Source organism: Acetobacter sacchari (assembly GCF_017377715.1).
In the GTDB taxonomy this organism is placed as follows: domain Bacteria; phylum Pseudomonadota; class Alphaproteobacteria; order Acetobacterales; family Acetobacteraceae; genus Acetobacter; species Acetobacter sacchari.
The window spans coordinates 87,165-101,136 of the sequence record NZ_JAFVMF010000014.1; the positions used below are offsets into that span (position 1 = coordinate 87,165).

The following is a 13,972-nucleotide window of genomic DNA, read 5'->3' on the forward strand; positions in this document are numbered from 1 at the left end:
TTTGTAACGCCATGTTGCGCCAGACGCCGCGCGCCTGTCTACAGGGTCAGTCGTCTTCGCCGAAGCCACTGGCAATCAACGCCACCAACGCATCCAGTGCGGCCGATGCATCAGGACCGGTGGCGCGTAACTGAATTTCGGCGCCCTTACCGGCGCCAAGCATCATCAGTCCCATGATCGACTGGCCGGGAACGCTCTCCTGTCCATAATCGACCGTGACTTCGGCACCGAAGGTCTCCGCAAGAGCGACAAAGCGGGCTGACGCGCGGGCGTGAAGACCTTTGGCGTTGACGACGACAACGGATCGCGTCGCGTCGCCCACCCCGCCATCGGGCATCATCCAGCCTTACGCGCGACAGACCGCAGCGACGGACGGAGAACCGCCCCTGCGTCGGGTGATTGTTTCGCGGGCTGCTGCTGAGCGCAATCGGCCACAACGGCCACCTGCTCAGCGGGACCGTCCGAAACGAGCCTGACCGTCGCGCTCTCCGCGCATCTCCGCGCGCCTTCCAGACATTGCTGCGGCAGGTGAGACGAACACGCGATGTATTTGTGGGCCGCCTGCTCCGCCAGCGTCGTGCATTCAGTAAGGTTACGGTGGTCGCGCATCTTGGCGAGCTTCACCAGCATGGGCAGGTTGGCGCCGCCCAGAACCTCAATTTTACCCGCGCAGCTCATCGCAACCGCAAGATTGGACGGCGTGCTGCCGAGCATGTCGGTGACCAGCACCACCCCATCGCCAGTGTTCACGTCGTCTACACGCGCGCTCAGCTCAGCCCGACGCGCCGCCAGATCGTCATCCGCGCCAACGCTGACCGTCGCGATCTGCGTCTGCGGACCGACCACATGCTCCATCGTCTCGCGCAGGGCCACGCCAAGAGATCCTTGCGTGACCAAAACAATACCGATCATGCGTTTCCTTGCGCTATGCAACGTAATGCGTCTGTTCCGGACGAAGCACGCCGCGACCCGCGCGTCAATCGCTCGGCAGAAGCGGTTGCAGACTCGTCATGCCTCGATGCGACGTCGGCGCCAGCCGAGGGAGCGGCCTCTCCGGACGCACGATCTGTAGACGGCGCATCGCCAGCGCCCGTTTCATGCGCATCTGAAATTCCGTCCGTCGGCTCGCGCGCCCAGCGCCAACCGCCGCTCGTGCCGCCCACGCCCAGTCGGGCAAGTTCGCGATGCGCCACCGCTATGGGCCAGTCGCCGGTCGCAAGCCCCTCCGCCTCCCCTTCTGCGGCGCGGCACACGCCCTCTTCCGTCAAACGGCGCGCCAGCGCCTCCACCAGCGTCACGGAGCGATGTCGACCGCCACTGCACCCGATGGCGATCGTCGCGTATTTCTTTCCCTCACGCACGAAGCGCGGCAGGACCAGCTTCAGCATCGCCTGGATCTGGGCGAGAAAGGGCTCGTAATCCGCATCGGCGCGCACATAGTCGACCACGGCCTGATCCAGACCAGTCATCGGCGCCAGAGCCGGATCGTAGTGCGGATTACGCAGGAACCGTGCATCGAACACCATGTCCGCTTCACGCGGCAGGCCAGACGGATAGGCGAACGACATCAGGATGACCGTCAGGCCCTCATCCGGCCCGGTCAGCCAGGCGCCGAAACGCGCCTCCACCAACCGGCGCAATTCGGGGGCAGACAGGTCGGACGTGTCGATGACCAGATCGGCGCTGCCACGCAGCCTCGCCGTAAGGGCGATCTCCGCCTCGATGCCTTCCTTCACGCTGCCATGCGGCGCCAGCGGATGACGGCGCCGAGTAGCCGTATAGCGACGCAGCAACGTCGCCTCTTCGGCGGCCGCATAGATCAGTTCCGCATGAAGATGAGGATTGACGCGAAGCCGGGCCAGCGCCTCCAGCACGGCGGTCGCATCGAACCCGCGCGTACGGGAATCGACGCCGATAGCGATCGGGCGATCCGCACGCGCCACGATGTCGTCGAGCATACCGAGCGGGGGATTGTCGATCACTTCGTGACCCAGATCCTCCAAAATCCGCAGGATGGACGACTTTCCCGCCCCGGACAGACCGGTGACGAGAAGAATCTGACGCGGCGTAACGCTGTCTTCAGAAGGGCTAAGTGTCACCATGGAACCGAAAAGGCGCCTTGTGTGATGAAAATGGACAGGCCCAGAAAGTAGCGACTGTGGCCCAGAGCAAAGACGGGGCACGGGCGAACCTGTGCGCTACCCTCGCTTTCGCGCGCATCATATCAGTACGTCCCCACAAAGTGGCAACATTTCGTAGCCTTCAGATATCGCCAAGCGACATAACCCCAATGCGACCACGGAGTGGCGCGGGCGCCACGCAGTCCAGCGCGACGTCGATCCGCGCGACGGCGGAAGCGTGAAACCCGTTCAACCGCAAGAGCGGCAACCCGCTCGGCTCATGCGTCTCGGGCTCCGGGGACCGTTCCGAGGCCATTGCGGTTTCCTCGCCTCCAGACGCGATGAGCGCAACCGCGAGATACGCGCGCACGCGCTCAACAAACGGCATGCGCACCAGCCCCCACCCCCGAACCTCGACCATCCCCCGCAATGGCGCCGGTGCGCAGGCCACCCCGTCTGCGAGTAACACCCGATCATCGGCGACAAGGTCGTACCCTGCATGAACGAGACGAAGAAGGAGGTCCGATTTACCAGCCCCGGAAGGCCCGAAAATCAAAACCCCAGCGCCATTTCTCGCGGCGCAGCAGGCGTGCAGCGAACGAGAGGCGGGTGGGGCGGCGGCCTGTCCGCCCGGGGTGAGCATTACCATCCGGCAACGTCTTTCGTTTTGCTCGCTTCACGATTATGACCACATTGTGGCGACGCCGGAAACCCGGCTGACGCGAGACGTTTTTGCGAGACGCGCCCCGCGCCTCGAACAGTCAGGGGAGAGCGCAGAGCGTGAATGCCGGCTCGATCATAACGCCAACCGACACCGGCGCCTGCCGGCGCGCCGCGCAATGACCGTGGTATGCGAGCAGGAGCGCGACGGCATCAGCCTCCGGCGCGTTAGAGGCTTCGACCGTCACGCCGACCACTTCCCTCCGCGCATGAGCGAGCAACTCCGTCTCGCACTCTCCGCCGGACGGGCGGCGCTCGCCGCCCGCGGCGCATCAATGACCGACGTGGTCAGGGTCATCTATCGCGTCAAGGAAACCGACGGCCTCCCGCATTGTGCGCCATTTCTGTATGGCGCGTTCGGTGAGAGGCAGCCGATATCAACCCTGCTTGTCGTTCCCGAGTTCGAACGGCCTGACGTCGAGATTGAGATCGACCTGTTCGTCCATCTGCCTGTGCGCACCGCGCTCCTATAAACGCCGCAGGCCCGTGCAGCCGGTGTGACCGCTATCTGCGGACGATCCCGCAACAGAGCGCTTTATCGCACCGCCATCAGACGCTACGTTGAAAACTCCGAGTTTTCTGGCCTGACGGATTGCTTCATTGTCGTTTCCTCCAAACGTCTCCACCGAGCAGCCCACGTCGCAGAAAGATATCGCCGCACGTGCGCAACTGGACCAGTTACACAAAATCGAGCACGCCCTAGCCGAAGCGAACGCCACAATTGCAAGCCTGCAGCGGCAGATCGATTCCTTCGAAAACAGCACATTCTGGCGCATCACCTACCCAGCCCGCATCGCCCTGAAGCGAGCGCCAAGGCTGGCTCGGCTGATGCGCTTGTCCCTCAAATCGGTGTGGTGGGTCGTCAGCGGACAATTTCCCGCCCGTTTTCGGCTTTACCGTCTCAGCCAGGCGCAACTCCATAAGTCGCGCGCCAGCGCCGAACTGGCAGCGCCAGCAACGACCGCGCCTGACGCCGTTGGCGTTGCAGAGCTGGTCAACGCACCCCATACACTGCAGCCTGGCGCGGGGGCCGCGTCCGCCCTACCCACCTCCGACGCGTCCGAGTCAAAACCTCCGGCGGCCAGCGTTCTGGCTGTTTCGTCCCCGCCGATGGATTTTCAACCGACGCGCCCGCTGTTTTTTCCCCGGCATGCAGAGCCGGTTCTCAGCATCGTCATTCCGACCTACGGGCAGGTTCCGGTCACGCTCAGATGCCTGCAATCGATCGTCGATAATCCTCCGACCGCACCCTATGAGGTGATCGTGGCCGAGGACGCGTCGGGAGATTCCGCAATCACCCGGCTAGCGGAAATTCGCGGCCTGATCCTGATCGAGCAGCCCCGAAACCTCGGTTTCCTGAAAAACTGCAACGATGCGGCGAAGAAGGCGGCGGGACGTTACCTCCATTTCCTGAACAATGACACGGAAGTCCTGCCGGGAGCGTTCGACGCGCTGGTGACGAGACTGGAGGCAGACCCCACAATCGGCATGACAGGGTCGAAACTGCTGTTCCCCGACGGGCGGCTGCAGGAAGCGGGCGGCGTCATCTGGAACGACGCCTCGGGCTGGAATGTCGGACGAAACGACGACCCGGAACGCGCCGCCTACAACTGGCCGCACGAGGTCGACTACATCTCCGGCGCATCGATTCTCGTCCCGCACGACCTGTTCGAGACGCTCGGCGGTTTCGACGAGACATTCGCGCCTGCCTATTACGAGGACACCGATCTCGCTTTTCGCGTAAGGCAGGCAGGCTACTGCGTTATTTTCGAGCCAAAGTCGCGCGTGATCCATCATGAGGGGCTATCCCACGGCACGGACGAGGCAACCGGAGTGAAAGCCTATCAGGCGCGCAACCGCGAGATCATGCTGACACGGTGGAAAGATACTTTGGAGGCCGATCACTTCTCGCCCGGGACGCATGTCTTGCGGGCGACTGCGCGTGGGCGTCACCGTCGCACGATCCTGATCGTCGACCACTATGTGCCTGAGCCCGACCGGGACGCCGGTTCGCGCGCCACGATGTGCGTTATCCGCGCCCTGCTCGACGCCGGATGGCTGGTCAAATTCTGGCCGCACGCGCCGCGCGCCCGCACGCCCTATTCCCCGGCCCTGGAACACTTGGGGGTGGAGATACTGGACTACACAAGCCCGCAGGAATTTCCTGAGTGGATTGCGGCGAACGGCGCGGATCTGGACCACGTCATGCTCATGCGCCCTACGGTGGCGCGCTGGTACATGCCATATCTGAAGACATCCCCCCGACCGTTTCTGTCGTTTTATGGCCACGACATCCATTTTCTACGGATGATGCGGGAGGTCGATCTGACTGGCGACGATACATCTCGTCGCAATGCCGAAGACATGCGCGATCTGGAAATCGATCTCTGGCGACAGGTCGACTCAATCATCTACCTTGCGGAATACGAAGCCGCTCTGGTGCGCGAAATCCTGCCCGATGCGCCCGTCCATGCCGTGACGCCATTCTGCTTCAGGGACAGCCATCCCGCCCGCGCGCCAGCGAGCGGAGCGACGATCCTGTTCGTCGGCGGCTTCGCTCATCCACCAAATATCGACGCGGCTCAATGGCTGGCCGAGGAGATCATGCCCCGCGTGCTCGCCGTCATGCCCGACGCGCGACTGATTCTGGCCGGATCGAAACCCGCGCCTGCGGTCCTTGCGTTGGCGAGTGAGCGGGTGAGGGTGACCGGATATGTCACTGACGAAGAACTGGAGGCGCTGTATGCAAGCGCTCGCGTGGCCGCCGCGCCACCCCGCTTCGGCGCGGGCGTGAAGGGAAAAGTGGTAGAAGCGCTACACCACGGTCTGCCTCTGGTTACGACGCCAACCGGCGCCGAAGGAATTCCGGGCATTCACGACGTGAGCTCCGTTACCGACGATCCCGAGGCCTTTGCAAACGCCATCGTCTCGCTTCTGCGCGACGATGCGCTGTGGCGGGAGCGCTCGGACCGGGGCAGAGCGTTGATAGAGACCCAATTCTCTCCACGCACGCTGGAGGAAAGCCTCTTACGGGCGCTGGGAGAAGGGGCTGCCGACCGTTCCCGCTAATCAGCACGTTCTCCCGTCTTTTCGTTCCACAAGCCCTGCAGGGCCATGCGAACAAAAAGCTAACATTCGCCCTGTAAAAATCTGGTAGCCCCCCTATATTCGACGGTCGGAACGACAGGACGACTGACGGCACGATGACGAAGCAGACAATTTCCAGCCACGCCATCCGGGTCAAGGGCGCGCGTGCCCACAACCTGAAATCCGTGGATGTCGAGATTCCCCGCGACAAGCTGACCGTCATCACCGGCCTTTCGGGGTCTGGCAAATCGTCGCTCGCCTTCGACACGATCTACGCTGAAGGGCAGAGACGCTACGTCGAAAGCCTGTCCGCCTACGCGCGGCAATTCCTCGAATTGATGGGCAAGCCGGACGTCGACTCGATCGACGGGTTGTCGCCTGCGATTTCCATCGAACAGAAAACCACGTCCAAAAATCCGCGCTCAACCGTCGGCACCGTCACTGAAATTCACGACTACATGCGCCTGCTGTGGGCGCGCGCAGGCGTGCCGTATTCGCCCGCGACCGGCCTGCCGATCGAGGCGCAAACCGTGAGCATGATGGTCGATCGCGTGATGGAGATGGCGGAGGGTACGCGGCTGATGCTGCTCGCCCCGGTCATCCGGGACCGCAAGGGGGAATACCAGAAGGAAATCGCCGAGCTTCAGCGCAAGGGCTTTTCCCGCGTCAAGGTCGACAGCGAACTGTATGAGATCTCCGAAGTCCCGAAGCTGAACCGCAAACTGCGGCATACGGTCGAAGCGGTGGTGGACCGTATCGTCGTGAAGCCGGGCATTGAAAGCCGTCTGGCTGACAGCTTCGAAACCGCGCTCGGCCTGTCAGACGGGATCGTCTACGCGGAGGAAGTCTCGCGCGACGCCGCGGTCGAAGGCGCACGCACTGTGTTTTCCTCGCGCTTCGCCTGTCCCGAAAGCGGCTTCACTCTGGAAGAGATCGAGCCGCGCCTGTTTTCCTTCAACGCGCCACAGGGTGCCTGCCCGACCTGCGACGGCATTGGCACGGAGACCTATTTCGATCCGCATCTGGTCGTGCCGGACGAAGGCCTGTCGCTGACGCAGGGAGCCATCGCCCCGTGGCGCAACGCGCAGAACGATCTGTTCGAACAGACCCTGGCCAGCGTCACGGCCCATCTGGGCGTGGACATGACGACGCCATGGCGCAAACTGCCGGAGACGGCACGGACGGCCATTCTCGAAGGCACGCCGGACGACGTCGTCTTCACCTATCGTGACGGCCGCAAGGCCTACGCCGTCACCAAGCCGTTCGACGGCGTGCTGGCCAATCTGCGCAAACGGCTGGCGATGACGGACAGCGTATGGGCGCGGGAAGAGCTGACTCGCTATCAATCCGACAAGCCATGCCATGTCTGCGACGGTGCGCGGCTCAAGCCGGAAGCGCTCTGCGTGCGGGTCGCGGGCTTCAACATCGCGCAGGCGTCCGACCTGTCCATCCGCAAGGCGCTTGAGTGGTTCGACAACGTACTGCCTACGTTGACGCCGCAGCGCGCGGAAATCGCGAGGCGCATCCTGCGGGAAATTGTCGACAGACTGAAATTCCTTGTCGACGTCGGCCTGGATTATCTGACGCTTTCACGGGGCTCCGCCACCCTGTCCGGTGGCGAAAGCCAGCGCATCCGGCTGGCCAGCCAGATCGGCTCGGGCCTGACCGGCGTATTGTATGTGCTCGACGAACCGTCGATCGGTCTCCATCAACGCGACAACGAGCGTCTTCTCGGCACGCTGGAGCGGTTGAAGTCGCTCGGCAACACTCTGATCGTCGTGGAACACGATGAAGACGCGATCCGCAGCGCCGACTGGCTGATCGACATGGGGCCGGGCGCGGGCGTCAATGGTGGACGCGTGATCGCCGCAGGCACGCCGAAGGAAGTGGCGGAATCCCAAGACAGCCTGACCGGCGCCTACCTGTCCGGCCGCAGGCAGATTCCCGTTCCGGCTCAACGCCGACCGTTCGACAAGAAGAAGGTCGTCACCGTCCGCGAAGCGACCGGCAACAACCTGAAGACCGTAACAGCCAGTTTCCCGCTCGGCACGTTCACGTGCATCACCGGCGTCTCGGGCAGCGGAAAATCCACGCTGGTCATCGACACGCTCTACAAGACCCTGTCACGTAACCTCATGGGATCCGGGCAGTCGCCCTCGCCGTGCGCGGGCGTCGACGGCATGGAGTTGCTCGACAAGATCATCGACATCGACCAGTCGCCGATTGGCCGCACCCCGCGCTCCAACCCCGCGACCTACACCGATCTGTTCGCGCCGATCCGCGACTGGTTCGCTGAATTGCCCGAGAGCCGGGCTCGCGGCTACAAGCCCGGCCGCTTCTCCTTCAACGTGAAGGGCGGACGTTGTGAAGCATGCCAAGGCGATGGCGTGCTCAAGATCGAGATGCACTTCCTGCCGGACGTGTTCGTCACTTGCGACGCCTGCAAGGGCGCGCGGTACAATCGGGAAACTCTGGAGGTGAAGTTCAAGGGCAAGTCCATCGCCGACGTGCTCGCCATGAGCGTTGACGAAGCCTTGCCGTATTTTCAGGCTCAACCCCGCATCCGCGAACGGCTGGCGATCCTGCAACAGGTTGGTCTCGGTTATGTAGCGCTAGGCCAGCAGGCGACGACGCTCTCGGGCGGCGAGGCCCAACGCGTGAAGCTGTCCAAGGAACTGGCCAGACGCGCCACCGGCCGCACAATGTACATTCTCGACGAGCCGACCACGGGGCTGCACACGGAAGACGTACGCAAGTTGCTCGACGTGCTGCACGCGCTGGTGGAGCAAGGCAATACTGTTGTCGTGATCGAGCATAATCTCGAGGTCATCAAGACGGCGGACTGGATTCTGGATATCGGGCCGGAAGGCGGAGATGGCGGCGGCAGGATCGTCGCCGAAGGCACGCCCGAGACTATCGCCGCCTGCGCCGAGAGCCATACGGGGCGTTTTCTTGCGCCTTTGCTCAGGGCCACAGGACACCCTGAGGCTGCTACAAAAGTCTCCGGCAAAGGCAAGCCGCCTCGCAAAACCCCCGAGCGGTCAAAGGGAGGCGCCTCGAAGGCAAAACGCGACGCCACTGTCAGCTGACGGCGGACGTCTGAATTACTGCCACTTGACCTCAATGCAGAGGCAGCTCTTCAGACATCTATGCTGCCGATCAACCGCGCCCGCTCAGACGATCTCGCCTAACCGGAGCCGCTTTGGTGCAACAGGCGACAGCGTCTTTCACGGCGCGCCTACACGACGAAAAGGAAACGTTGACGCGCCTGATTGCGGCTTAGGTTTGCATCAAAAACGCCCCCTTCGACAAAGGGCCGTCAAGTCGATTTTTGTCAGACGGCGCTTTTTCCGAAACTCATGACGTTCTTGACTTCGGAAGATTCGGAACGACATCATCTATAGTTTTTGATGGATAAGAATCCCCTTACTCATCCATGAATTTTCTTCAAGCAGAATTACGCGAAAGAAAAATTGATACCAAAAGAGTATATTTTAAAAATCTTCGACAGTCTCAAAAATAAGAACGCACGAGAGAGAAACCCAATCCTGTAACGACCATCTACCCTGAAACAGCGCGCGGCAAGAACACGCCCATCTAAACGACCAGATTGTCGATGAGCCGAACCCCATCAAGCCAGGCTGCCGCCAACACCCTGAGAGAGGCGCCTGACTTCTCTGCGGGCGTCAAGGTCGTTGCTTCGCACACGTCAAGATAATCGATACTTTCGAAGCCGGAATCACGCAGTATTTGTATTCCCACATCAAGCGCAACGTCTCTCTCCGCACCGCTTCTTACAGCATCTGCGACCTTCTGCATCGCTGAGTATAACGCAGGCGCGCGCCGCCGGGCGTTCTCTCCCAGACGCCGATTCCGTGACGACATGGCGAGGCCATCAGCCTCACGCAGCGTCACGCACCCCTCAATGCGTATCGAGTGGTTGAAATCCTTCACCATACGGCGAACGATCTGCAACTGCTGCCAGTCCTTCTCGCCAAAAAATGCGATATCGGCCTTCGATATATTGAAAAGCTTCATCACCACGGTCGCCATGCCGTCGAAATGCCCCGGACGATGCGCGCCTTCCAGCCGCTCAGACAGGCCGCCCACGCGGACGTTCGACACGAAACCTTCAGGATACATCTCGGTAATAGAAGGAACAAACACGGCGTCCACCCGATCCAGCAAGGCGACGTCCCGATTTTCGCTCCGAGGATAGGTCTCAAGATCAGCTGCATTGTTGAACTGCGTCGGGTTGACGAAAATCGACACGATCACGCGATCGCACTGTTCGCACGCCCGCTTCACCAGAGAGAGATGTCCGTCATGCAACGCTCCCATTGTCGGCGTCAGGCCGATCGTCGCGCCTTCAGCTTTCCATGCGACGACCTGGGCCTGTAAATCGGAGATAGTACGAAAAATCACGCTCGCTCTCCGAAACTATGTTCTTGAGACGGAAACTGTCGGTTACGAACCTCTTCGGCGTAGACGCTGATCGCCTTCTCCGCCTGCACGGCCAGATTTGCATAACGTTTGACGAATTTCGGCCGAAAATCAGCAAACAGACCCAACATGTCGTCTACGACCAGAATCTGGCCGTCGCAATCCGGCCCCGCTCCTATCCCGATTGTGGGACAGGCGACCGTCGACGTGATCAGATTTGCGAGAGAATGTGGAATTTTCTCAAGAACGACCGCGAAGGCGCCAGCCTCGCTCACAGCGCGCGCGTCCGACAGCACACGCTCCGCATCCGCATCGCGCCCCTGCACCTTGTAGCCGCCAAGCGTATTAACAGATTGCGGCGTAAGGCCAATGTGTCCCATGACCGGGACGCCACGTCGCACCAGAAAATCTATGGTCGTGGCCATGTGGACGCCGCCCTCCAGCTTGACGGCGGCGGCTCCGGTTTCAGCAAGAATCCTCGCGGCGCTCCTGAACGCTTGCTCTGGACTCTCTTCGTAAGTTCCAAAAGGAAGATCGACGACACAGAGCGCATGCGACAAGCCGCGAACGACGGCTTTACCGTGCAGAATCATCATATCCAGCGTGACGCTCAGCGTCGACGGAAGGCCATGCAGGACCATGCCCACACTGTCGCCGACCAGCGCGACGTCACAATGGGCGTCCACCAGCTTTGCGATCGGCGTTGTATAAGCCGTGAGGCATACGAGAGGTTCTCTCCCCTTTCGCAATCTGATGTCCGTGGCTGTCAGAGTTTTGTGCGATACATTGACGCTCATTGTCTTAACTTTTGTTGCGTGTCGCGGCCTGTATATCCGCAGGAACGACAAATCGCCACCCGGCGCGCTGGAACTGGAGCGACCCCGCGAGGTTCGCGTCTCGCCGCCGGTCCGAACACGCCGATTGTCGCGCGTCCGGATATCTCTGGCCATCAACGTCGACCGGATGTCAGGCGTATACAGGGAAAGCAGCTTACCGCCGCAGCGTCATCTCTTAAAAACGAAGCTTTTCCCTGACCCGCGCTCGTCCACCTGCCGCGCTGAGACCCAACGCCGTCCTGTTGTTTCGGGGTCTTCAGACGTGGAGATCACTATACCGTCAGACAGAACATCTCGCGTTCAGAAGTTGCGCTCAGCGCATTCCACGCCAGCCACCGCCAAAACAGCAGTCCAGGTCCAAAAATCTGATTTACACAGGATAAGCGCGGCGGCCCGCACATGGACAATCCCTGATCAGATGCGCCTCTTTGACCGGACGCCCGTACCTTGTGTCCCCGGAAGCATTGCGCCCGCCTGCGGCGACGCGACGTCATATTCGATAGACGGGGACCCTGCGCCGTCGAGGACATTATCCGATCAGGCGGCATCGGTTGATTGAATAAAGAGGCTCTCTAAAACAACAAGCCAGAGCCTTATCCGTGAATCCCTGTGAACGGATAAGGCCCTGGCGCTACAATGCCGAAACCGGACTCAGCGCCTTTTCGAACATCTCGGTACACGCGTCCCACGTAAACCGTTCGGCGTGGGCGCGGCATGCGCCTCGATCAGCGTTCAGAGCGGCCAGGCATGCGGCGCGCAAGTCCGCGCCCACCGCGCCCACACGACCGCCAGTCCCAGCCAGAATATCGCGCGGGCCAGTGACGTCGTAGGCCGCGACCGGCGTGCCGCAGGCAAGCGATTCAAGCAGAACGAGACCGAACGTGTCGGTCAGGCTGGGAAACACGAAAACGTCCCCCCCGGCATATGCTGCGGCCAGAGCCCCCTCGCTGAGCCTTCCCGTAAAGAACGCCTCTGGAAAACGGTGTTGCAGCGCCGCGCGTTGCGGCCCGTCTCCCACCACCACCTTCGATCCGGGAAGATCCAGTGAGAGGAACGCTTCGATGTTCTTCTCCACCGCAATGCGGCCGACATGAACAAACACCGGTCCCTGAACGCCGAGTTCGGTCTTCCAGTCCCGGCGCGGTTCGGGAGAAAACCGGGCAAGGTCGACGCCACGCGTCCACGGCTTCAACTTGGTGAATCCACGGGCGGCGAGATCTTCCCGCAGGCTCTCCGTGGCGACGAGCGTCGCCTCCGCCGCGTTGTGAAAACGTCTGAGAAGGGCGTAGGAGAGGCCCAGACCGATTTTCGCGCGCGCCTGCACGTATTCCGGGAAACGTGTGTGGTAGGAGGTCGTGAACGGCATTCCCCGCTTGCGCGCCCATCGCCACGCCGCCCAGCCTATCGGGCCCTCGGTCACAATATGCAGGGCCTGCGGGCGGAAGGCTCGCGCCATCCGATCGAAACCCGGTCCCGGCCAGACTGCGAGACGAATTTCCGGGTAAGTCGGGCAAGGAACGGACCGAAACCGGTCAGGTCCCAGCACCTCGACCTCGTGCCCGCGCGCGCGCAGTCCGTCGATTACCGTGGTCATGGTGCGCACGACGCCATTCACCTGCGGCTTCCAGGCGTCTGTTGCGACAAGGATCCTCAAGGGACCTGCATTCACGCCGATCACGCCAGCAGCGAAGCCTTGCGCGCAGCGACCACGCCGACCGTCGCAGCCTGCGCCATATCCGGTTCCGGACAAAGCCCACCCCGTGCCCTCCGACCACTCTCGGAACGGGAAGAGGCACTCGGAGAGCCGTATGACGCGCGCATATGCGAGCTCCAGTCGATCAGTGAGAAACGCCCCTGTCGGTCCTCGACCAACGCGGTGCAGCTTTCCACCCAGTCCCCGGTGTTCATGTAAGTCACGCCGCCGATATCGCGGATTTCCGGGTTATGGATATGTCCGCAGATCACGCCGTCGGCGCCACATTGACGCGCCTCGCGCGCCAACGCTTCCTCGAAGCGATCTATCGCCTTCACCGCGCCTTTGACGCGCTTCTTGGCCCAGGCCGAAAAAGATCGGTAAGGCAGCCCCAGACGGCGCCGCGCTCCGTTGATCCAGCGATTGAGCGTCAGCGCCGCCGTATAGGCGTGATCGCCGAGCACCGCGAGAACCGGCGCATAGCGAACGACGCTGTCAAATTCGTCTCCGTGGATCACCAGATAACGTCGACCGTCGGCGGCAATGTGCTCGGCCTTGGGACACAGACGGATCGACGCGATCTCCAGTTCCATCGGCAGCCAAGCCCGGAACATTTCGTCATGATTACCGGGGATGTAGATCACTTCCACGCCCCGCCGGGCGAGGCGGAGGATCATGCGCAACAGTTCGTCATGCGCTTCATCCCAGTGCCAGGAGCGCCGCAACCTCCATCCGTCGATAATATCGCCGACGAGATAAAGCTTTTCGCAGTTCACGGTTTTCAGAAAGTCGACGACCAGGGCTGCGCGGCTGCCCTTGGTGCCAAGATGTATGTCCGAGAGAAAAACCGCGCGATAAGACGCCTGGCCGGAGAGGAGAGTATCGAAGCTCATGGCGCCCCGCTTTCATCATGTCGCGACTGATGGTCCGTGACCTTCTCATAAGCGATCCGCGCCGCGCCGCACGTGACAGTTTGATGATTTCAGAACGGAGTTCCCTGATTGCATTGGCGTGACGTCCGACGCGGCCTAATGTTCGTGGCAGAGGAGGGGAAATCCCCCATGAAAGACACG

The 13,972-nt window shown here is 61.8% G+C and carries 10 protein-coding genes and 1 pseudogene; 3 read left to right on the forward strand and 8 right to left on the reverse strand.

Annotation, left to right across the window (positions count from 1 at the left end; translation table 11 throughout):
* Window positions 1–46: 46 nt before the first annotated feature.
* From J2D73_RS13555 to J2D73_RS13570, 4 genes and pseudogenes are all read right to left on the reverse strand, one after another.
* Entirely contained in the window at window positions 47–340 is a 294-nt protein-coding gene (locus J2D73_RS13555) for an HPr family phosphocarrier protein (protein WP_408736846.1), read from the reverse strand.
* Window positions 337–912 (reverse strand): PTS sugar transporter subunit IIA domain-containing protein, encoded by a 576-nt coding sequence (locus tag J2D73_RS13560; RefSeq protein WP_207882063.1) that lies wholly within the window; start codon window positions 910–912, stop codon window positions 337–339. The genes J2D73_RS13555 and J2D73_RS13560 overlap by 4 nt, the downstream gene beginning before the upstream one ends.
* A 179-nt stretch (window positions 913–1,091) precedes the next feature.
* Window positions 1,092–2,102, reverse strand: a pseudogene (gene rapZ, locus J2D73_RS13565) (RNase adapter RapZ); the annotation flags it as partial.
* A gap of 160 nt (window positions 2,103–2,262) precedes the next feature.
* Window positions 2,263–2,769 (reverse strand): hypothetical protein, encoded by a 507-nt coding sequence (locus J2D73_RS13570; RefSeq protein WP_207882067.1) that lies wholly within the window; start codon window positions 2,767–2,769, stop codon window positions 2,263–2,265.
* 190 nt (window positions 2,770–2,959) lie between these two features.
* Between J2D73_RS13570 and J2D73_RS13575 the strand changes: the two genes are divergently transcribed.
* The 3 genes from J2D73_RS13575 (at window position 2,960) to uvrA (ending at window position 9,016) form a co-directional block, all read left to right on the forward strand.
* Window positions 2,960–3,313 (forward strand): RidA family protein, encoded by a 354-nt coding sequence (locus J2D73_RS13575; protein ID WP_207882069.1) that lies wholly within the window; start codon window positions 2,960–2,962, stop codon window positions 3,311–3,313.
* Between the two features lie 127 nt (window positions 3,314–3,440).
* A complete protein-coding gene (locus tag J2D73_RS13580) occupies window positions 3,441–5,909 on the forward strand; it encodes a glycosyltransferase (RefSeq protein ID WP_243429948.1) in 2,469 nt (822 codons plus the stop codon).
* A 134-nt stretch (window positions 5,910–6,043) separates the two neighbouring features.
* Window positions 6,044–9,016 (forward strand): excinuclease ABC subunit UvrA, encoded by a 2,973-nt coding sequence (gene uvrA, locus J2D73_RS13585; RefSeq protein ID WP_207882073.1) that lies wholly within the window; start codon window positions 6,044–6,046, stop codon window positions 9,014–9,016.
* Window positions 9,017–9,524: 508 nt separating this feature from the next.
* On the opposite strand, the gene panC is transcribed toward uvrA, so the two are convergent.
* The 4 genes from panC to J2D73_RS13605 all read right to left on the reverse strand — a co-directional run bounded on the left by panC (window position 9,525) and on the right by J2D73_RS13605 (window position 13,792).
* A complete protein-coding gene (gene panC, locus J2D73_RS13590; protein ID WP_207882075.1) occupies window positions 9,525–10,352 on the reverse strand; it encodes a pantoate--beta-alanine ligase in 828 nt (275 codons plus the stop codon).
* Window positions 10,349–11,167, reverse strand: coding sequence for a 3-methyl-2-oxobutanoate hydroxymethyltransferase (gene panB, locus J2D73_RS13595; protein WP_207882077.1), 819 nt, complete (start codon window positions 11,165–11,167; stop codon window positions 10,349–10,351). Before panB ends, panC begins: the two co-directional genes overlap by 4 nt.
* Before the next feature lie 670 nt (window positions 11,168–11,837).
* Window positions 11,838–12,860, reverse strand: a complete 1,023-nt coding sequence (locus J2D73_RS13600; protein ID WP_207882143.1) for a glycosyltransferase family 4 protein — start codon at window positions 12,858–12,860, stop codon at window positions 11,838–11,840.
* A 20-nt stretch (window positions 12,861–12,880) separates the two neighbouring features.
* Complete coding sequence (locus J2D73_RS13605; protein ID WP_207882079.1) at window positions 12,881–13,792, reverse strand: UDP-2,3-diacylglucosamine diphosphatase; 912 nt, start codon at window positions 13,790–13,792, stop codon at window positions 12,881–12,883.
* Between the last annotated feature and the right edge of the window lie 180 nt (window positions 13,793–13,972).

What these genes read in the sequence shown, in the direction of transcription:
- J2D73_RS13555 (WP_408736846.1), bottom strand. Translation starts at nt 340, where the DNA reads ATGATGCCCGATGGCGGGGTGGGCGACGCGACGCGATCCGTTGTCGTC.
- J2D73_RS13560 (WP_207882063.1), bottom strand. Translation starts at nt 912, where the DNA reads ATGATCGGTATTGTTTTGGTCACGCAAGGATCTCTTGGCGTGGCCCTG.
- J2D73_RS13570 (WP_207882067.1), bottom strand. Translation starts at nt 2,769, where the DNA reads ATGGTAATGCTCACCCCGGGCGGACAGGCCGCCGCCCCACCCGCCTCT.
- J2D73_RS13575 (WP_207882069.1), top strand. Translation starts at nt 2,960, where the DNA reads ATGACCGTGGTATGCGAGCAGGAGCGCGACGGCATCAGCCTCCGGCGC.
- uvrA (WP_207882073.1), top strand. Translation starts at nt 6,044, where the DNA reads ATGACGAAGCAGACAATTTCCAGCCACGCCATCCGGGTCAAGGGCGCG.
- panB (WP_207882077.1), bottom strand. Translation starts at nt 11,167, where the DNA reads ATGAGCGTCAATGTATCGCACAAAACTCTGACAGCCACGGACATCAGA.
- J2D73_RS13605 (WP_207882079.1), bottom strand. Translation starts at nt 13,792, where the DNA reads ATGAGCTTCGATACTCTCCTCTCCGGCCAGGCGTCTTATCGCGCGGTT.